24 protein-coding genes are annotated in these 18,448 nt (G+C 70.4%); 12 read left to right on the top strand and 12 right to left on the bottom strand.

The features are described from left to right. Positions 1-8 precede the first annotated feature (8 nt). The 5 genes from AB0M35_RS20695 to AB0M35_RS20675 are packed head-to-tail and all read right to left on the bottom strand — an operon-like array spanning position 9 to position 2,331. A complete protein-coding gene (locus AB0M35_RS20695; RefSeq protein WP_363747171.1) occupies positions 9-314 on the bottom strand; it encodes a hypothetical protein in 306 nt (101 codons plus the stop codon). Between the two features lie 29 nt (positions 315-343). Beyond that, positions 344-847, bottom strand: coding sequence for a hypothetical protein (locus AB0M35_RS20690; RefSeq protein ID WP_363747170.1), 504 nt, complete (start codon positions 845-847; stop codon positions 344-346). Positions 848-901: 54 nt separating this feature from the next. Continuing rightward, a complete protein-coding gene (locus AB0M35_RS20685) occupies positions 902-1,537 on the bottom strand; it encodes a WXG100 family type VII secretion target (protein WP_363747169.1) in 636 nt (211 codons plus the stop codon). Further along, entirely contained in the window at positions 1,534-1,854 is a 321-nt protein-coding gene (locus AB0M35_RS20680) for a type VII secretion target (RefSeq protein ID WP_363747168.1), read from the bottom strand. Before AB0M35_RS20680 ends, AB0M35_RS20685 begins: the two co-directional genes overlap by 4 nt. Before the next feature lie 24 nt (positions 1,855-1,878). Next, positions 1,879-2,331 (bottom strand): YbaB/EbfC family DNA-binding protein, encoded by a 453-nt coding sequence (locus tag AB0M35_RS20675; protein WP_363747167.1) that lies wholly within the window; start codon positions 2,329-2,331, stop codon positions 1,879-1,881. A 266-nt stretch (positions 2,332-2,597) separates the two neighbouring features. Between AB0M35_RS20675 and AB0M35_RS20670 the strand changes: the two genes are divergently transcribed. After that, positions 2,598-3,302 (top strand): CBS domain-containing protein, encoded by a 705-nt coding sequence (locus AB0M35_RS20670; protein ID WP_363747166.1) that lies wholly within the window; start codon positions 2,598-2,600, stop codon positions 3,300-3,302. A 67-nt stretch (positions 3,303-3,369) separates the two neighbouring features. Here the strand turns inward: AB0M35_RS20670 and AB0M35_RS20665 are convergent, their stop codons facing one another. Continuing rightward, entirely contained in the window at positions 3,370-4,140 is a 771-nt protein-coding gene (locus AB0M35_RS20665) for an NAD(P)H-binding protein (protein ID WP_363747165.1), read from the bottom strand. 177 nt (positions 4,141-4,317) lie between these two features. Here AB0M35_RS20665 and sigJ point away from each other — a divergent pair, with 177 nt between their 5' ends. Then, positions 4,318-5,202, top strand: a complete 885-nt coding sequence (gene sigJ, locus AB0M35_RS20660) for an RNA polymerase sigma factor SigJ (RefSeq protein ID WP_363747164.1) — start codon at positions 4,318-4,320, stop codon at positions 5,200-5,202. Positions 5,203-5,205: 3 nt separating this feature from the next. Here the strand turns inward: sigJ and AB0M35_RS20655 are convergent, their stop codons facing one another. Together AB0M35_RS20655 and AB0M35_RS20650 are read right to left on the bottom strand one after the other, a co-directional pair. Continuing rightward, a complete protein-coding gene (locus AB0M35_RS20655; RefSeq protein ID WP_363747163.1) occupies positions 5,206-5,832 on the bottom strand; it encodes a DUF6518 family protein in 627 nt (208 codons plus the stop codon). A gap of 73 nt (positions 5,833-5,905) precedes the next feature. After that, entirely contained in the window at positions 5,906-6,547 is a 642-nt protein-coding gene (locus AB0M35_RS20650) for a hypothetical protein (RefSeq protein WP_363747162.1), read from the bottom strand. A 143-nt stretch (positions 6,548-6,690) separates the two neighbouring features. Between AB0M35_RS20650 and AB0M35_RS20645 the strand changes: the two genes are divergently transcribed. Together AB0M35_RS20645 and AB0M35_RS20640 are read left to right on the top strand one after the other, a co-directional pair. Then, positions 6,691-7,266, top strand: a complete 576-nt coding sequence (locus AB0M35_RS20645) for a DNA starvation/stationary phase protection protein (RefSeq protein WP_363747161.1) — start codon at positions 6,691-6,693, stop codon at positions 7,264-7,266. Positions 7,267-7,277: 11 nt separating this feature from the next. After that, positions 7,278-7,625 (top strand): hypothetical protein, encoded by a 348-nt coding sequence (locus AB0M35_RS20640; protein WP_363747160.1) that lies wholly within the window; start codon positions 7,278-7,280, stop codon positions 7,623-7,625. 11 nt (positions 7,626-7,636) lie between these two features. On the opposite strand, the gene AB0M35_RS20635 is transcribed toward AB0M35_RS20640, so the two are convergent. Next, positions 7,637-8,404, bottom strand: a complete 768-nt coding sequence (locus AB0M35_RS20635; RefSeq protein WP_363747159.1) for a FadR/GntR family transcriptional regulator — start codon at positions 8,402-8,404, stop codon at positions 7,637-7,639. Between the two features lie 176 nt (positions 8,405-8,580). Between AB0M35_RS20635 and AB0M35_RS20630 the strand changes: the two genes are divergently transcribed. The 8 genes from AB0M35_RS20630 (at position 8,581) to AB0M35_RS20595 (ending at position 16,294) form a co-directional block, all read left to right on the top strand. Beyond that, positions 8,581-9,831, top strand: a complete 1,251-nt coding sequence (locus AB0M35_RS20630) for a sugar ABC transporter substrate-binding protein (protein ID WP_363747158.1) — start codon at positions 8,581-8,583, stop codon at positions 9,829-9,831. A gap of 69 nt (positions 9,832-9,900) precedes the next feature. Further along, on the top strand, positions 9,901-10,851 hold the full coding sequence (locus tag AB0M35_RS20625; protein ID WP_363747157.1) for a sugar ABC transporter permease: 951 nt from the start codon (positions 9,901-9,903) through the stop codon (positions 10,849-10,851). Further along, positions 10,848-11,663, top strand: coding sequence for a carbohydrate ABC transporter permease (locus AB0M35_RS20620; protein WP_363747156.1), 816 nt, complete (start codon positions 10,848-10,850; stop codon positions 11,661-11,663). The genes AB0M35_RS20625 and AB0M35_RS20620 overlap by 4 nt, the downstream gene beginning before the upstream one ends. 4 nt (positions 11,664-11,667) lie before the next feature. After that, positions 11,668-12,816, top strand: a complete 1,149-nt coding sequence (gene dgoD, locus AB0M35_RS20615; protein WP_363747155.1) for a galactonate dehydratase — start codon at positions 11,668-11,670, stop codon at positions 12,814-12,816. A 2-nt stretch (positions 12,817-12,818) separates the two neighbouring features. Continuing rightward, positions 12,819-13,457, top strand: coding sequence for a bifunctional 4-hydroxy-2-oxoglutarate aldolase/2-dehydro-3-deoxy-phosphogluconate aldolase (locus tag AB0M35_RS20610; protein WP_363747154.1), 639 nt, complete (start codon positions 12,819-12,821; stop codon positions 13,455-13,457). Beyond that, positions 13,454-14,413 (top strand): sugar kinase, encoded by a 960-nt coding sequence (locus AB0M35_RS20605; protein ID WP_363747153.1) that lies wholly within the window; start codon positions 13,454-13,456, stop codon positions 14,411-14,413. Before AB0M35_RS20610 ends, AB0M35_RS20605 begins: the two co-directional genes overlap by 4 nt. 23 nt (positions 14,414-14,436) lie before the next feature. Further along, complete coding sequence (gene manD / locus AB0M35_RS20600) at positions 14,437-15,666, top strand: D-mannonate dehydratase ManD (RefSeq protein WP_203221015.1); 1,230 nt, start codon at positions 14,437-14,439, stop codon at positions 15,664-15,666. Then, positions 15,656-16,294 (top strand): gluconokinase, encoded by a 639-nt coding sequence (locus tag AB0M35_RS20595; protein WP_363747152.1) that lies wholly within the window; start codon positions 15,656-15,658, stop codon positions 16,292-16,294. The genes manD and AB0M35_RS20595 overlap by 11 nt, the downstream gene beginning before the upstream one ends. 36 nt (positions 16,295-16,330) lie before the next feature. Here AB0M35_RS20595 and AB0M35_RS20590 read toward each other — a convergent pair whose 3' ends face one another. From AB0M35_RS20590 to AB0M35_RS20580, 3 genes are read right to left on the bottom strand one after another with little or no spacing between them, the layout of a single operon-like run. Continuing rightward, complete coding sequence (locus AB0M35_RS20590; RefSeq protein ID WP_363747151.1) at positions 16,331-16,552, bottom strand: hypothetical protein; 222 nt, start codon at positions 16,550-16,552, stop codon at positions 16,331-16,333. 22 nt (positions 16,553-16,574) lie between these two features. Then, a complete protein-coding gene (locus tag AB0M35_RS20585; protein ID WP_363747150.1) occupies positions 16,575-17,417 on the bottom strand; it encodes an ABC transporter permease in 843 nt (280 codons plus the stop codon). Then, entirely contained in the window at positions 17,414-18,370 is a 957-nt protein-coding gene (locus AB0M35_RS20580) for an ABC transporter ATP-binding protein (protein WP_363747194.1), read from the bottom strand. Before AB0M35_RS20580 ends, AB0M35_RS20585 begins: the two co-directional genes overlap by 4 nt. Between the last annotated feature and the right edge of the window lie 78 nt (positions 18,371-18,448).

Below are 18,448 nucleotides of genomic sequence, written 5' to 3'. Positions count from 1 at the left end.
GGCAGTGGTCACGGTCCGGATCGCTCTGGAAAGCCGGCGGCATGCGTGGCGTCCACCAGCTCTTGAAGGTGTCCGAGGACGACTCTCTTCTGCTCGGTGTCGGGAAGCTGTTCCTCGCCCGCCGAGATCAGGCCGTTGCGCAGATGCCCGATGATCTCCTGTTGCGCCGAGCCAGGAAGCTCATGCAGCCACAACGATCCCAGGTTGTTGTCCACGATCTCCTGTAGCTGCCCTGCAATGGCTCGGTTGGAGAGACGGGAGATCAAGAACTCCAGTGTCCAGTCGAACAGGCCTCCGGTGGCGGTCCAGTCCACCCCGGGCCGGAGCACGATGAGTCTAGCCATCACGTCCCCACGATGAAGACACGCGGAGCAAGACCACGGTCGGCGATGAAGCGCTCGACCTGCGAGATTTGCTCTGCTGAAAACCTTGATACGTCCACCGGGACAAAGTCGGCCTTGTCCAGGTGTCGCTCGATCTGATACTGGAGCTGCGGCCACTGCCGGTCAAAGAAATCACCGGGGAAGTTGCCGACTGCATCATAGGTGCGGCCTGCTTCGTCCACCCAGTCGGCCGAAGATTCTGCCGGCGCGCGGGTCAGCCTGACGCCAAGTACGGCTTCCAGCCGAAGGGCCGTCTCTGCCTCGCCGGGCCGGAACCGGCCCGTCGCGGGATCCATGCCGAGATCATGAACGCGTTCTTCTTCCACCTCGCGAAGAGCCGGAGACCCACGAGGTTCCTCGGGGCGCGCAGGTTCCTTGCTCGGGCTGGGTGGTCCGCTATGGAGTCGAGCGAGGGCTTGTTTGAGCTGGTCGATGAGGGTGCCGAGGCGGCGGATGGTGGGCATGAGTTGACGGAGGCTGTTGAGCAGCCCGCGAAGCAACCGGGCGATACGGGCCGCCTAGGCGGCGACCAGCGTGGTGACCTGCTCGATGACCAGGGGAGTGGCCAGGCCGGCGGTGGCGATGAGTTCGGTGGCGTACACGATGAGGCGGGAGACGCAGGTGGCGATGGCGTCGCGGATCAGCAGGCGGACGGCGGCGACCAGGCCGGCGGTGCCTTCGGTGATGGCGGCCATCGCGTCGGCGCCTCGGGCGAGCCCGGTGAGGGCCTGGCGTTGTTCGGTGGACCAGGCACGATAGGCGCGAGCGGCCTCGCCGTGCCAGGCCGCGATGTCGGTGTTGACGTCGCGGGCCAGCGTTACGGCCTCGTCGCGCAGCGAGGCTGCCACGTTGCGCCAGGTCTGGGCGTGGGCGGTGATCTGCGCCGGGTCACCGGCGAGCCAGTCTAGGGCTTCGCTGAGCGGTTTTACGTGTTCGATGAGCCAGGCGATGCCGTACTGGAGCAGGGCGCCCACCGGGTCGGAGACGAAGGCGAGGGCGTCGAGGCCGGCGCTGACCACGCCGAGGCTGCCGTCGATCCAACTGCCGGTGGTGACCCCCTGGTGGATCAGTTCGATGTCTTCGAGGATCCACACACCCGCCCAGGCGCTCGGCCCGGTGTGCACCGGGGCGGCGACGAGCGGGTTGCCGGTCACCGCTGGTTCCGTACCTGGTCCAGGCGGTGTTGGGTGCGTAGGTCGGCGGCCCGGTAAGCCTCGGCGCTGGTGCGTAACCGGCCGGCGGTGTCGCGGACCGAGGTGGCGGCGGTGCCGATGCCGTCGATGAGGACGTGTTGCAGTCCGTCGAGCAGCGCGGGCATGATCGCGCAGAGTTGACCGTACGCGTCGGCGCTGAGCCGGACGTGCTGGCCGGCTCGGCGGGTGGTGTCGAGGGTGTCGGCGTGCTGGTCGAGGTGCGTCGCGTGGGTGGTCAGGCCGTCCGGGTCGACCTGGATGCGGTCACCGGCCGGCATTCGAGGGACCTGTTCGCCATGCGGTCACCGGCCGATATCCGGGGTGCCCTGCTCAGCGGCGAGCCGGCGTCGGTAGGAGTCGAGCAGCGCCGTCGCGGCCGGGTTGTCCTCGCCGAGCGTCTCGGTGGTCGCCGCCGTGATCCGGCGCAGCAGGTCGGCCTGCGCGGCGCGGGTGGTGGCCAGTACCTGCCGCGCGGTGTGTGCCGCAGACTGTTGCCGGACCCGTTCGTCCAACCGCAGGTCGACCAGGAGCCCCGCCGAGTCGACGGTGACCTCGACGCTGCCGTCGGCGTTGTGGGCGGTGCCGGTCAGCGCGCCGACCCGTGCGGCCAGGGCGCTGGCCCGCTGCGCCCGGTCGGCGAACGACGCCTCCCACTCGTCGAGCCGGCGTTGCGTCGCGTCCAACGCAGCCTCGTCCGCCCACATGCGACCCTCCCCGGCGACCTCGCCGCCGACCACCGGTGAGGTCGCCGTCACGCTACCAACCGGTCGCGCTGCGTGCTGCCCCGTGCGTCACCGTGCCTGCTCCACGCGCCGCCAACGCTGCCCGACGCACCACCGTGCCCGCCGCGTCGCCAAACGCCTGCCGGGCACGCGGCCGTGCCGCCATCGCCTGCCCGGCGCGCGCCGATGTGCCTGGTCAGGCCGGGCCGGAGGTCCCGTCGAGGCGGGTCGGGCAGCACTGACCTGCCCGGTCGGGTCCGGCATAGCGTGGATTCGCAAGCCTTACAGAGGAGGTCGTGATGCGGGCCTGGCAGGTGGAAGACGTGATGACCAGGGACGTCGCCACGGTGGTGGAGCAGACGCCGTACCGGCAGATCGTCGATCTGCTTGCCGACCGGCGGGTCAGCGCCGTGCCGGTGGTGGACGATTTCGGGCACGTACGTGGTGTGGTGTCCGAGGCGGACCTGCTGCACAAGGTGGAATGGATGGGGGAGCCGCACGAGCGGCGCATCTTCGAGGGCGCCCGGCAGCGCAGGACACGGCGCAAGGGTGAGGCGGGCAACGCCCGGGAGCTGATGACCGCCCCGGCGGTGACCGTCTCCCCGCACACCTCCCTGGTGGCCGCCGCCAAGCTGATGGACCGCGAGCAGGTCAAACGCCTGCCGGTGGTGGACGACCTGGGCCGGGTCGTCGGCATCGTCACCCGCTCCGACCTGTTGCGGGTGCACCTGCGACCGGACGCGGACATCCGCCACGACGTCGTGCAGGAGGTGCTGCGCCGGGTCCTGGCGGTGCGCGAAGGATCCGTCCGGGTCGAGGTACGCGACGGCGTGGTGACCATGACCGGAAGGCTGGACCGGCGCTCGGCGGTCGACATCGCGGGACGGCTCGCCGCCCGGGTGAGCGGTGTGGTCGAGGTGGTCAACGAGTTGGACTTCGACTTCGACGACACCGACCTGCCCCGCTTCCCGTCGTTCCCCGTGCAGCCGACCCGCGTCTCCTGACCGTCGGTAGCATTCGGCCCGGCCCGGCCGGGACGCCCCCGTGGTGTCCCGACCGGGCCCGACGCGCCTACCAGGGTTGTCCGACCTGGTCGGCGAGGAACTGCCCCCAGGCCAGGGTGCCTCTCGTCGCGCCGGGCAGGGCCAGGTTCGCCCCCTCCCGGTAGGCGCGACCCGCCTTGCCTGGCATCCGTACCGGCATCAACGGCCGACGTCGGCCGACGGCCCGCAGGTAGCTGCGGATCAGCTCGCCGAGCCCGTACACCTGTGGGCCGGCCAGGTCGGGCACCAGGCCGGCGGGCGCGGCCAGCGTCAGCTCGGCGAGCCGGGCGGCGACCTCACGGCCGTCCACCGGTTCCAGCCGCATCCCGCCGGGGACCGGGATCACCGGCAGGGCCGACATCTTGCGTACCAGGGTGAGGGTCAGCTCGTGGAACTGGGCGGCGCGCAGCGTCGTCCACGGCACGCCGGAGTCGGCGATGGCGTGCTCGGCAGCCAGCTTCGTCCGCAGCCAGGCCAGCGGAATCCGGTCGGCTCCGATGACCGAGACGAAAACCAGATGGCGTACGCCGGCCTGCCGCGCGGCCCGCGCCAGGGTACGGGCCAGTCGGTCGTCGCCCTTCTGCCCGCCGGCCAGGTGCAGCACGATCTGCACGTCGCGGACCGCCGCGTCGACGCCCTCTCCGGTGGCCAGGTCGGCGGTGACGTGGGTGACGCCGGGGGAGGGCTCGCCGCCCTGGCGGCTGAGGACCCGTACCCAGTGGCCGGCCTCGTGCAGCAGCGGGACGACCAGGCGGCCGAGGGTGCCGGTGCCGCCGGTGACGAGGATCGGTGGATGCACGACGTTCTCCCTTCGTCGGGACCGGGCGGTGCGCTCGCGGTCGGTTACCGTTCGGGGCTTCACCGGCTCGACCCCGCCCACCTGGTCGGTGTGACCGGCGAGTGATCCGGGTCACCCGCGTGTCACGTCGGGCTGTCCGTCGGGGTCGAGTCGGTGTAGCCGGGGGAGGGGATCGACATGGACGGGCGTAGCTGGTTGGCCGAGCGGTTCGAGGAGCACCGTCCGCACCTGCGCGCGGTGGCCTACCGGATGCTCGGCTCCCTCGGCGAGGCCGACGACGCCGTGCAGGAGACCTGGCTGCGGCTTTCCCGCACCGACGTCGACGACCTCGACAATCTCGCCGCCTGGCTGACCACGGTGGTCGCCCGGATCAGCCTGAACACGCTGCGTGGCCGTCAGCGGCGCCGCGAGGAGCCGCTGGACGTCCGGGTACCGGACCCGGTGGTCGCACCGGCCGGCGCGGACGATCCCGAGTACGCCGCCGTGCTGGCCGACTCGGTGGGGCTGGCGTTGCTGGTGGTCCTGGACACCCTCACCCCGGCTGAACGGCTCGCCTTCGTGCTGCACGACATGTTCGGCGTGCCGTTCGACGAGATCGCGCCGATGATCGGCCGGTCACCGGCAGCGGCCCGGCAACTGGCCAGCCGGGCCCGCCGCCGGGTACGCGGCCACGCCCCGCCGACCGACGGTGATCTGGCCCGGCAGCGGCAGGTGGTCGACGCGTTCCTCGCCGCCGCCCGCGACGGGGACATCGAGGCGCTGGTCGGCGTGCTGCACCCGGACGTGGTGCTGCGCTCCGACGGTGGTGTGGCGCGCACCCGTCACACCACCGTGCTCACCGGTGCCCGGGACGTCGCCGCCCAGGCGGTCACCTTCGGCCGGTTCTCCCCGTTCGCCCGGCCCGCCGTCATCAACGGCGGTGCGGGTGTGGTGGTGACCGCGGCAGGTCGGCCGTTGTCGGTGCTGGCCTTCACCGTCTCGGGTGGACTGGTCGCCGAGATCGACGTGATCGCCGATCCGGACCGCCTCGCCAAGCTGGACCTCGCGCCCTTCACCGACTGACGGTCAGGAGTCGAAGCCGGCCAGTCGGAAGGCCGCGAAGCCGACCAGGGACATGGGTAGTGCCACGGCCAGCGCGAGCAGCCGTGACCGGGCGCCACGTCCGGCGATGACCACGACGAGGACGCCGAGCGTGAGCCTGATCAGGGCGTCCCAGAGCGAATCGATGCCGTAGTTCGGGTGGTTGATGCGGCGGGCGTCGATCAGCGCCTCGGCGAAGAGCACCGCGCCGGGCAGGGCGACGCCCACCACCTGTTGCCATCCTCGACCGCGTGCCCAGACGCCGCCGATGCCGAAGACCACTCCGGCGAGGACGCCGAAGCTCATCCAGAGCAGCGAGGTCGGTGCCCAGAGCACCGCCCAGTCGTCGCCCTGGATGAGCGCTGCCGCGATGTAGTAGCCGGGTACCGCGACGACGAGCGCGACGGCGGCGCCGAGGGCCGCGCGCGCCCAGCCGGTGCGGACCCAGAAGCCGAAGGCGAAGGCGGCGACCGCCCAGACCGCGCTGGAGTTGCCCAGTTCGGCGAACGGGTAGGGCACGAACTTGATCCAGATGAAGTCGAGGATGCCGAGCAGCAGCCCGCCGAGCACGGCGGTGAGCGCGATGGTGCGGCGGTCGGGGTGAGATCGCATGAGGCGGGAGCATACCGGGTATGCATCGATGCGGGATGGCTGCCCTGCCCGCTGCGCCGGTGGCAATCGGGCGTCAGCGCGCCGAGGCGTACGCCAGGGGCATGCTGACGCCGTCCCAGACGCCGGTCAGCGTGCCGGCCGTGCCGGCCGTGCCGGCCGTACTGCCGGTGGCCGCGTCGGAACGACGGACCAGGGTCAGCTCCACGGTGTCGGTGACGATCACGGTCAGTGTGCCGTCCACGACCCGGCGCACCGCGCCGACGGTCGGCACGTCGGCGTCGCCCGGCTCACTGGTGATGTCCATGTTCGGCGCACGCACCTCGCGGTGGCCGTCGACCTCGAAGTACTCCTGGGCCTGCCCGGTGCCGGCGAGGACGGCGTCGGCCAGCGCGGCCGCGTACACCGGGTCGGCGCAGGCGTCGTAGATCCAGCGGGTACCCAGCACGGAGTGCTCCATGGTGCCGATCAGCCAGGCGTCGGCGGCCGGCAGCGGCGCGCCACGGTAGGTCAGCGGCACCTGGTGGACTGGGCCGGCCCCGGCGCGCACCAGCAGCGTCTCGATGCCGACCTCACCGGCCGGATCGTCGAACCGGTACGCGGCCACCCGCACCAGCTCGGCGGCGGCGTCGCCCTGATACCAGCCGCGGCTGGGCAGCCAGGCGGTCAACAGTTCGAGCTTGGTGGGGCGGACCTCCGCCCGGTGCAGTAACGCCATGCGCCGCATCGTATGCCCGTCGCCCCGGGCGGGGGGCCCCGCAGGCCGGGGTTAGCCACGGCGTCAGTGGGTATGCGCCGGCTCTGTCACAAGGCGGGCGGGTGGTGTCGGGCTGCCGCCGGAGCACTGTCGAGGAGGAGAGCATGACCCAGCAGAAGGCGCGCTCGGACAGCCAGCCCCGACTGCACCAGCACGGTCGCGAGATCCAGGCGTACGGCACCGTACGGCAGTTGCCGGTCGCGCTGTCGTACGACGCGCGGATGTACTCCTGTGAGCGGCTCAACCGGGTGCTGGCCGACACCCGGATCCTGTACTCGCTCTACAAGAAGCACCACTGGCTGATGCGCGGGCCGACCTTCTACCAGCTGCATCTGTTGCTGGACAAGCACGCCGACGAGCAGGTGGCGCTGGTGGACATGGTCGCCGAGCGGATCCAGACGCTGGGCGGGATCGCCGTGGGAGATCCCCGGCACGTGGCCGAACTGACCCGGATCCCGCGCCCGCCGGACGGTGCCGAGGAGGTGCCGGCGATGCTGTCCCGCCTGCTGGAGGCGCACGAGACGATCCTCATCGACGCGCACGACGCGGCGGCGAGGGTCGCCGAGGGTGGCGACGACGGCAGCAACGACCTGCTGGTGTCGAACATCATCCGTACCAATGAGTTGCAGACCTGGTTCGTCGCCGAGCACCTGGTCGACACGCCGGTCGTCGTGGCGTAGGTGAGGTGGCCGTGACGGATCTCGGCGCGAAGGTCTCGTACCTCGCACTCGCCGACGGCATCCCGGTCTACGCCCCCGACTCGGCGTTCGTCGGGGTGGTCGAACACGTCGTCGCCGACGAACCGCAGGACATCTTCCATGGCGTGATCATCAAACCGTCCCAGGACCACCACGCGCACCGATTCGCCCACCGGGAGCAGATCGCCGAGCTCTACGAGCGGGGCGTGGTGCTGTCGGTGCCGGCCGGGCAGTTGCACGAGCCGGGCACGGACATGCCGGCCGAACAGGTCGAGGAGTCCGACGACCCGGTACGGCTGGGTCTGCGGCGGGCCTGGGAGTGGCTGATCCGGCCGCGTTGACCGCGGGTGTTTCAGGCCGAGTGGGGCTCGGTGTGGAGCGTCTGCTCCCAGATCGACGACATCTCCTCGAACGCGTGCTCCATGATCTGCACCATCGCCCGGCGGGCGCTGTCGCCGTCGTGTCGCTGGATCCCCTGAGCGACCTCGGCGTGCAGTTGGAGGGCCTGCTCGTGCGGGTAGTGCGGCATCAGGTGGTAGTGATGCCGACCGATGAGCACCTCGGCGACCAGGTTCTGGAGCTTGACGAACATCTCGTTGCCGGAGGCGCGCAGCACCCGCTGATGGAACTCGATGTCCAGGCGCAGGAAGCGCTCCTCGTCACCGGCCTTGCCGGCGGCCCACATCTTCGCGGCGAGCCCGACCAGCTCGCTCGCGTCGTCATGGTCGACGCGCTGGGCGGCCAGCCAGGCGGCGTGCGGCTCCACGGCGGTACGCAGCTCGGTGATCGAGCGGATCTGGGCGATGCGGCCGGCGGAGGCCAGCCGCCACCGGATCACCTGGGGATCGAAGACGTTCCAATGATCGGCTGACCGGATCATGACGCCGACCCGGCGACGGGTCTCGATGAACCCCATCGACGCCAGCACCCGCAACACTTCGCGGATCACCGATCGGGAGACCGCGTAGCGGTCGACGAGCTCATCGATGTTGAGCACCGCGCCGGCGGTCAGCTCCCCGCCGCAGATGGCGGTGCCGAGGTGGTCGAGGACCCGTCCGTGCAGCCCAGCCTCAGCCGGGGCGGCCTGTGCGGGTGCAACCCCAGATGAGGGCACAATCACGTCTCGGATCATATCAGTTAGGAGTACCTCTTGTATAAGTCTGCTTTTTCGGCCTAGCATCCGGACGTTAAGCGGATGTAAAAACCCGTTGTCGTGTCCGTTCCCCCACGGTCGCGACCAACACAGAAGGAGAGACGGACGTGGGACGTCGGTCGAAAATCGGTATATCTCTGGCGATGGTGTCCGCCCTGACGCTGTCCGCCTGCAGCAGCGGTGACGACAGCGGCTCCTCGGACACCGTGCGGGTCACCCTGGTCAACCATGTGTGGACCGAGAACATCCGGAAGGCGTTGCCGGAGTTCGAGCGGGAGACCGGCCTCAAGGTCGAGGTCACCCAGCTCGGTGAGGACCAGCTGTCCGACCAGTACAACGTCAAGCTCAACGCCGGCTCCAGCGACATCGATGTGATGATGTACCGCCCGCTGCAGGAAGGCCGGCTGTTCGCCAAGAACAAGTACCTCGCCGATCTGACCGACAAGGCCAAGGGCAGCAGCGACTTCGACCTCGCCGACTTCCAGGCCGCGCCGCTGAGCGCCACCACCTACGAGGACAAGGTGGTCGGCGTGCCGATCATCACCGAGCAGCAGGTGCTCTACTACCGCAAGGACCTGCTGGAAAAGTCCGGCTTCAGCGCCCCGCCGGCGACCCTGGACGAGCTGAAGACCCAGGCTGCGAAGATCCAGGCCGACAACCCGGGTGTGGCCGGCTTCGTCGCGCGTACCGGCAAGGCAGCCGCGGTCACCCAGTTCTCCAGCTTCCTGTTCAGCTTCGGCGGCGACTTCGTCGACGAGTCCGGCAAGTCCGCGGTCAGCACCGACGCCGCCAAGCAGGCGTACGCCTTCTACGGCGGTCTGCTGCGGGAGCACGGCCCGGCCAACATCAGCACCGACATGAGCTGGTCCGAGGCGATGGCCATCTTCACCCAGGGCCAGGCCGCCTTCTACCCGGAGGCGAACTCGCTCTACAAGAACGCCACCGACCCGGCCAAGTCGAAGGTCTCCGAGACCGTCGGGTTCGCGCCGTTCCCGGCCGGCCCGGCCGGCTCGAAGCCGTACAACGTGCCCTCCTGGGGCCTGGCCGTCAACGACGCCTCGAAGAACCAGGACAACGCCTGGAAGTTCATCCAGTGGGCGGCCGGTAAGGCGCAGACCCTGGAGCAGCAGAAGGCCGGCGTGCCGGGTGCCCGTACCTCGGTGTGGGAGAACCCTGAGGGCATCGCCACCTACCCGCAGGACATGGCCGAGGCGATCACCGTGAGCCTGGCCAACGGTGTCGGTCACGACCGTCCGGTGGTCGAGCGGGTCGCCCAGGCCCGCGAGATCGTCGGTCAGCCGATCGTCGACGCCATCACCGGCAAGGACGCTGCCGCCTCCGCCGAGGCCGCCAACCAGGCCTTCCAGAAGTTCCTGGACGACGAGGCCCGCTAAGTCCGGGCACGGGGGTGGTGGGGGCGTCGCCCCGCCACCCCCGTCCGGCCTCCCCCTCACGGAGATCTGATGCCAGCTGTAACCGCACCCAGCCGGACGCCACGCGGCGCCGGAGTCATGCCCGACACGCCCGGCTGGGCCCGTTGGGCCAACGACCATCGCAAGTGGCTCTTCGCGGCCCCGGCCATGGCCTTCGTCGCCGCGCTGATCATCTTCCCGCTCGCCTGGACCCTCTACCTCAGCCTCACCGACTCCTCGGGGTCCGTGCGGGCCGAGTCGGAGTTCATCGGGCTGCGCAACTACCTGGACGTGCTCAGCGACACCGACCGGTTCTGGCCGGCCGTGGGCCGGACCGCCGCCTTCACCGGTGCCGCACTCTTCTTCGAGGTAGTGCTCGGCATGGCGATCGCCCTGCTGCTGTGGCGTCCGTTCAAGGGCGAGAAGTGGGTCCGGGTCGCGATCCTGCTGCCGCTGGTCGCCACCCCGGTGGCCGTCGGCATGATGTGGCGGCTCATCTTCGACCCCAACATCGGTATGGCCAACCAGATCCTCGGCTGGGTCGGCATTGGCCCGCAGCCGTGGCTGGCCGGGCAGAACAGCGCGCTGGCCACCACGATCTTCATCGACATCTGGCAGTGGACCCCGATGGTGGTGCTGATCCTGCTGGCCGGTCTGACCTCGCTCTCCGACGAGCCGCAGGAAGCGGCGATGATCGACGGCGCGAGCACCTGGCAGCGGTTCCGGCACGTCACCCTGCCGCTGCTGATGCCCACCGTGATCGTCGCGGTGCTGCTGCGCGGCATCGACGCGCTGAAGACCTTCGACATCCTCTACGCGACCAAGGGCCGCGGTGGCGGTTCGTTCCACGAGGTGGAGACGCTCAACGTGTACGCCTACGGACTGAGCTTCGACTACAACGAGTACGGCCTGTCCTCGACGGTGCTGATCCTGTTCTTCCTGATCATCATCGGCGTGATGTGGGTGCTCACCTCCCGCAAGAAGAAGGAGGCCGGACGATGAAGGCAAGCGCCGGGTTCCGGGCCTTCCGCGCGGTGGCCCTGGTGGTCGTCGTGCTCTCCCTGGTGGCGCCGCTGGTCTGGATGGTCGCCGCCTCCTTCAAGACCAACGTCGACATCTACGACTCCAGCAAGGCCCTGATCTTCTCGCCGACGCTGGACAACTACGGCACCGTCCTGCAACAGGCCAACTACGTCCAGTTCATCGGCAACAGCCTCTGGGTGGCCTTCGCCGCCACCGTGCTGTCGTTGCTGCTCGGGGTGCCGGCCGCGTACGCGATGAGCCGGTTCAACATGCGCAAGTCGGCGCTGGTGGTGCTGATGGCCCGGGTCATCCCCGGTGTCTCGCTGCTGGTGCCCTGGTACTACGTCTTCTCGAACATGCGCATGGTCGGCGGCTTCACCGTGCTGATCCTCAGCCACATGTTCGTGTCGCTGCCGTTGATCGTCTACATCATGATGGGCTACTTCGACGGCCTGCCGGACGAGCTGGAGGAGGCCGCCCAGGTCGACGGTCTGACCCCGATCGGGGCCTTCCGTCGGGTCACCCTGCCGCTGTCGGTGCCGGGTATCGCGACCGCCGGCATCCTGTCCTTCATCTTCTCCTGGAACAATTTCATGTTCGCCCTGGTGCTCTCCGGCGCGAACACCAAGACCCTGCCCGTGGCGATCTTCGACTTCGTCGGTTACGCCAGCATCGACTGGGGCGGCCTGATGGCGGCGACCACTGTGGTCACCCTGCCCATCATGCTCATCGCGCTGTTCGTGCAGAAGTACATCGTCTCCGGACTCACCGCAGGCGCGACGAAGGGCTGAACACATGACCACCATCTCCCGCGTCGAGACGTTCCTCGTCGCACCCCGCTGGCTGTTCGTCCGGGTGGAGACCACCGACGGCATCGTCGGCTGGGGCGAGGCGACCTGCGAGGGCCGCTCGGAAACCGTACGCACCGCCGTGGAGCAGCTCAGCGAGCTGCTGATCGGCCAGGACGCGCTGCGCATCGAAGACCACTGGCAGGTGATGACCAAGGGCTCCTTCTACCGGGGCGGCCCGATCCTGGCCAGCGCCGTCGCCGGACTGGACCAGGCGCTGTGGGACATCGCCGGCAAGCGGTACGGCGCCCCCGTGCACCAACTGCTCGGCGGACCCGTCCGGGACCGGATCCGGGTCTACGGCTGGGTCGGCGGTGACGAGCCCAGCGAGGTGCGCGACCAGATCGCCGCGCGGGTGGAGGCGGGACTGACCGCCGTGAAGATGAACGCCTCCGGGCGGATGAGCCCGCTGGCCACCGTCGCCGAACTCGACGAGGTGGTCCAGCGGGTCGCGGCCGCCCGCGAGGTGCTCGGCGAGCACCGGGACGTGGCCGTAGACTTCCACGGCCGGTTCACCCTCGCCAACGCTCGCCGGGTCGCGCCGCTGCTGGAGCCGTACCGGCCGTTCTTCCTGGAAGAGCCGGTGGTGCCGGAGAACTCCCACCTGATCGGGGAGTTCGTCCGCTCCACCACCACCCCGGTCTCCACCGGGGAACGGCTCTACAACCGGCAGGAGTTCCTGCCGGTGCTCCAGGCCGGCATCGCGGTGGCCCAGCCGGACCTGTCGCACGCCGGCGGCATCACCGAGGTACGCAAGATCGCCGCGCTGGCCGAGACGTTCGACGTGCAACTGGCCCCGCACTGCCCCCTCGGGCCGATCGCCCTGGCCGCCTGCCTGCAGGTCGGCTTCGCCACGCCGAACTACCTGATCCAGGAGCAGAGCATCGGCATCCACTACAACCTCGGTACCGAGGTGCTCGACTACTGTGTCGACCAGCAGCCGCTGACCTTCGTCGACGGGTACGTGCAACGTCTCACCGCTCCGGGGCTGGGCATCGAGATCGACGAGCAGGCGGTACGCGCGGCAGACAAGCGGGGCCACGCCTGGCGCAGCCCCATGTTCCGGCACGTCGACGGCTCGTACGCGGAATGGTGACCATGACCGACCTGCTCACCACCGAACTCAGCGCGAACCGGCTGCTGGCGATCATCCGGGGCACCGACACCGCCGCCGCGATCGCCACCGGCACCGCACTGCTGGCCGAGGGGGTGTCGATCGTCGAGGTGGCGCTGACCACCCCGGGCGCGCTGGACGCCATCGCCGCGATCCGGGCGGACGCGCCGGCCGGCACCCTGGTCGGCGCCGGCACGGTGCTCACCCCGGCGGACGTCGCCGACGTGGCGGCGGCCGGCGCCCAGTTCGTGGTCACCCCGGCCGTGGTCGACTCGATCCCCGAGGCGGCCCGCCGGGGCCTGCCGGTCGCCGCGGGCGCGCTCACCCCGACCGAGGCGTACACCGCCGTACGGGCGGGTGCCGGCGTGGTCAAGCTGTTCCCGGCGTCGGTGGGCGGTGCGTCGTACCTGAAGGCGGTCCGCGATCCGTTCCCGGACATCCCGTTCGTCGCCGTCGGCGGGGTGGGCCTGGCCGAGCTGCCCGGCTACCTGGCGGTCGGCGCGATCGCGGTCGGCGTCGGCGGCCCGCTGGTGGGCGACGCCGCCTCCGGCGGCGACCTCGACGCGCTGCGGGAACGGGCCCGCGCCTACCGGGCGGCGGTCCGCGAAGCGGGGCCACGGTGACCGCACCCGGCGTGGAACTGCTCACCCTCGGCGAGGCGTTGGTGTCGCTGCGCTCGTCCGGCCCGCTGGCCGTCGGCGGCCCACTGACCATGCACCTGGCCGGCGCGGAGACGAACGTGGCGATCGGACTGGCCCGACTCGGTCACCGGACCGCCTGGGTGGGTCGGGTCAGCGACGACGAACTCGGCGAGTTCGTGCTGCGTCAACTGCGGGCCGAGGGCGTCGACACCGACGGCGTACGCCGCGACCCCGACCGGCCCGCCGGGCTGATGTTCCTGGAACGGCGGACCGCCGACGTCACCCGGGTGCAGTACCACCGCACCGGCTCGGCCGGCTCCGCGCTGACCTGCGACGACGTCACCGGGCCGCTCGCCGCCGGTGCCCGGGTGCTGCATCTGAGCGGCATCACCCCGGCGTTGTCCGACAGCGCACGGGAGGCGACGGTGTTCGCCGCCCGACAGGCGGCTGCCGCGGGCATGACCGTGTCGCTGGACGTCAACTACCGGGGCCGGCTCTGGTCCCGGGAAGCCGCCCGCGCCGTGTTGACCCCACTGGCCGGGTACGCGTCGATCGTCATCGCCTCCGCCGACGAACTGGACCTGGTCGCCGAACCCGGTGCCGACGAGGCCGACGTCGTCGCCGCACTGCTGCGCCGGGGCGTGCAGACCGTGCTGGTCAAGCTCGGCTCCGACGGCGCCCGCGTGCACACCCGCGACGGTGTGCAGCAGCTCGCGGCGGTGCCGGTCACCGCCGTGGACACCGTCGGTGCCGGCGACGCGTTCACCGCCGGCTACCTCTCCGGTCACCTCGACGGGCTGGACCTCATCGACCGGCTGCGGCGCGCGGTGGCGCTCGGCGCCTTCGCGGTCACTGCCCACGGTGACTGGGAGGGTCTGCCCCGCCGTGCCGAGCTTTCTCTGCTGACCGGCAACGCCGCCGGCACCACCCTCCGCTGACACTGCGAGAAAGGCACCCCCTCGTGAAGATCGTCGCTGCCGACGTCATCGTTTCCAGCCCTGACCGCAACTTCGTCACATTGAAGATCACAACAGCGGACGGCATCACCGGTCTGGGTGACGGCACGCTCAACGGCCGTGAACTCTCCGTCGCCTCGTACCTGCGTGACCACGTGGTGCCACTGCTGATCGGGCGGGACGCGCACCGCATCGAGGACGCCTGGCAGTTCCTCTACCGTTCGGCGTACTGGCGGCGCGGCCCGGTCACCATGGCCGCCATCGCCGCGGTGGACGTGGCCCTCTGGGACATCAAGGCCAAGGCCGCCGGCATGCCGCTCTACCAGCTGCTGGGCGGTGCGTCGCGCAACGGCATCATGGCGTACGGCCACGCCTCCGGCCGCGACGTGCCGGAGCTGTTCGACTCGATCCGTGCGCACCTGGAACAGGGGTACCGCTCGATCCGGGTGCAGACCTCGGTGCCCGGCATCAACGCCGTGTACGGGGTCGCCGCGCAGCCCAGCACCGGCGGCAAGCGCTACGACTACGAGCCGGCCCAGCGCACCCCGCTGCCCGCCGAGGAGGACTGGGACACCCGCGCCTACCTGCGGCACCTGCCCGGTGTCTTCGAGGCGGTGCGGGCCGAGTTCGGTCCGGAACTGCCGCTGCTGCACGACGGACACCACCGGATGACCCCGATCCAGGCCGCCAAGCTCGGCAAGGCCCTGGAGCCGTACGACCTGTTCTGGCTGGAGGACTGCACCCCGGCGGAGAACCAGGAGGCGCTGCGGCTGGTCCGTCAGCACACCACCACGCCGCTGGCCATCGGCGAGGTGTTCAACACGGTGTGGGACTACCAGACCCTGATCCGGGAACAGCTGATCGACTACGTGCGTTCCGCGGTCACCCACACCGGTGGCATCACCGCCATGCGCAAGCTGCTCGACTTCGCCGCCCAGTACCAGATCAAGTCCGGCATCCACGGCCCGACCGACATCTCTCCGGTCGGTATGGCCGCGGCGCTGCACCTGGACCTGGCCATCCACAACTTCGGCATCCAGGAGTACATGCGCCACGGCCCGCTGACCAACGAGGTGTTCCGCCAGTCGTTCACCTTCACCGACGGCTACCTGCATCCGGGGGAGCAGCCCGGTATCGGGGTGGAGTTGGACGAGGAGGCCGCCGCGCGATTCCCGTACCAGCCCGCGTACCTGCCGTTCAACCGGCTCAAGGACGGCACGGTCCATGACTGGTGAGCCGTCGACCCGGCACATCGTGGTGATGGGGGTGTCCGGCGCGGGCAAGACCACGGTGGCCCGGGGGATCGCCACGCGGACCGGACTGACCTTCGCCGAGGCCGACGAGTTCCACTCCGAGGCCAACGTGACCCGGATGCGGGCCGGGATACCGCTGGACGACGAGGCCCGCTGGCCGTGGTTGCAGGCCCTGGCCGACTGGATGACCGCCCGGCACCGGGAAGGCACCTCGACCGTGCTGACCTGCTCGGCGCTCAAGCGCTCCTACCGGGACCTGCTGCGGCAGGGGCCGCCGGGGGTGTTCTTCGTGCATCTGGACGGCCCGACCGAGGTCATCCGGGAACGGATGTCGGTGCGTACCCACGAGTACATGCCGTCCAGTTTGCTCGATTCGCAGACCGCGACACTCGAACCGCTCTGGCCGGACGAGCCGGGCATCGTCATCGACCTGCGGTCGACCAGCGAGGCGCTGATCGAAGAGGCGGTACGGCGGCTCGGCCTGCCGGTGCGCGACGAGTCGCCGGAGGCGCTCACCGCGACCGAACCTCTGGCCGACGCTGAGGCGCTGGCCGCGACCGAGGTGGTGGCTGTGGCCGAGGAGCGACCGGACCTGTCCGGACGCGCGTGACATGACGGTGGCGACCCCGGCCGGGGTCGCCACCGTTCACCGCTGCGGGTGGCGGCGGACGAAGTCCTGGTAGGTCTCGTTGGCCAGTTCGGCCTGACGCAGTTCGGCCTGGCGGATCTCCGCCGCCGCCTGAGCACGGGCCAGCCGTACCTCGTGCCGACGGTCCCGGAACCGGGACCAGCCGCGCACCCCGGCGTAGGCGATCCAGCCGCCGGTGGCGACCAGGCCGGTCAACGCGAACGCGAGTAGGAACTCCATCTGTTCCTCCGTTTCCGGCGGGTCAGCCGACGTCGCGACGCGCCGCCAGCCAACTGCCGAGCCCGAACATCAGCACGGTGTACCCGAGCAGGACCGCGGCCGGCAGCACCGCACTGGACGATTCCAGCACGCCGGGGGTGCCGCCGTCGAACTGCGACCGGGCACCCAGGGCGCCGGCGAGCGCGCCGGAACTCGGTGCCAGCAGCAGCTTCTGCAGCACCTCCAGCGGGCTCAGCACGAGGGCCAGGCCGCTGATCGCGTTCTCCAGGACCAGGGTCCACACCAGACCGATCGCGATCGCGGTGGCGGTGCTGCGGAAGACGATCGCGAGGAACCAGCCGACGCTGGCGTGCGCGGTGCAGATCAGCCAGGCGCCGGCCACCGCACCGGCCAGGTCCGTGACCGGCGGCCAGTCCGCGCTGCGCCCCTCCACGATCGACAGCACTCCGGTGACCAGCGCCAACGCGGCGAAGGTGACCACGGCGACCAGCAGGGTCAGGCCACAGAGGACGACGGCGTGACCGGCCAGCACCTGCTCACGCCGGGGACGCTGCGTGAAGATCAGGTTGAACGTGCCCCAGCGGTACTCGTTGCCGACGGCCAGGGCGCCGAGGATGACCACGATGGCCCCGCCGAAGAGTGGGAACAGCCCGATGCCGGTGGTGACCAGTTGGCCGGGCAGGACGGCAGCCAGCAGGGTCTCGGCGGCGTCGGCCTGCTCCGGGTCGCCGGCCAGCGTCAGGTGCACCAGGTACGGGATGCCGATGCCGAACGCGAGGGCGAGCAGGGTCCAGGTCCCGGTGACCGTCCACACCGCCGGGCGGCGGCGGTCGGCGAACCAGGCGGCGCGTACCGAGGCGATCATCGGCTGGCTCCCGTCGTCACTGCTGCCTGATCGGCTTGCTCGGGCGCGGCTGCGGCCGGCGCGGTCAGTTCCAGGAACGCCTCCTCCAGCGAGTGGCGCAGCGCCCGCAGTTCGCGTACGTCGACACCGGCGGTGACGAGTCGTCGGTTGAGCGCGGCGGCCAGGGCCGGGTCGGTGCTGACCCGCAACATCCCGTCGACGTGTTCCACCGCCCGGACCCGGTCGTCGGCGCGCAGGCAGGCGATCGCGGTGTCGATCGGGTCGGCGTCGATCAGCAGGACGCCGGTGCCCAACGCGCCCCGTAGCTCGTCCGGCGTACCCTCGGCGACTAGCCGGCCCCGGTCGATGACCGCGATCCGGTCGCAGACCTGCTCCACCTCGGCGAGCACGTGGCTGGAGAGCAGGACCGTCTGCCCGCCTTGGCCGAGTGAGCGCAGCAACTCCCGCATTTCCGCAACGCCGGCCGGGTCGAGGCCGTTGGTCGGCTCGTCGAGGATCAACAGGCTCGGATCCTTGAGCAGCGCGGCGGCCACCCCGAGTCGCTGCTTCATGCCCAGCGAGTAGGTGCGAAACGGTGAGCGGGCCCGGGCGGTCAGGCCCACCTGATCGAGCACGCGGTCGGTGGCGGCGTCCGCCACGCCCGCGTACCGGGCGGCCAGCCGCAGGTTGTCCCGGCCGGTCAGGTGCGGGTAGAAGGTGGGCGATTCGATCAGGGCCCCGATGCGGGCCAGTTGTCGTCCGGGGGCCTGGCCCAGGACCTGGATGCGACCGGCACTCGGGCGGACGAGCCCCACCAGCATTCGCATCGTGGTCGTCTTACCAGCGCCGTTGGGCCCCAGGAAGCCGAGCACCTCACCCTCACGAACCCGCAGGCTGAGCCCGTCGACCGCGGTGACCCCACCGGGATAGCGCTTGCTGACCTCGTGCAGTTCGGCGGCGAAACTCGCACCCATCAACGGCACACCGTAACCGGAAAATCGGGCAATGGGGACCGGTCACGTCGATTTCCACGAATGTTCATGTCTGGTGCC

Origin of the sequence: Micromonospora sp. NPDC051196 (genome assembly GCF_040682415.1) — a bacterium.
Classification (GTDB): Bacteria; Actinomycetota; Actinomycetes; order Mycobacteriales; family Micromonosporaceae; genus Micromonospora.
The sequence above is the reverse complement of the archived record's forward strand: the minus strand, read 5'-3'. Positions and strand labels throughout refer to the sequence as shown.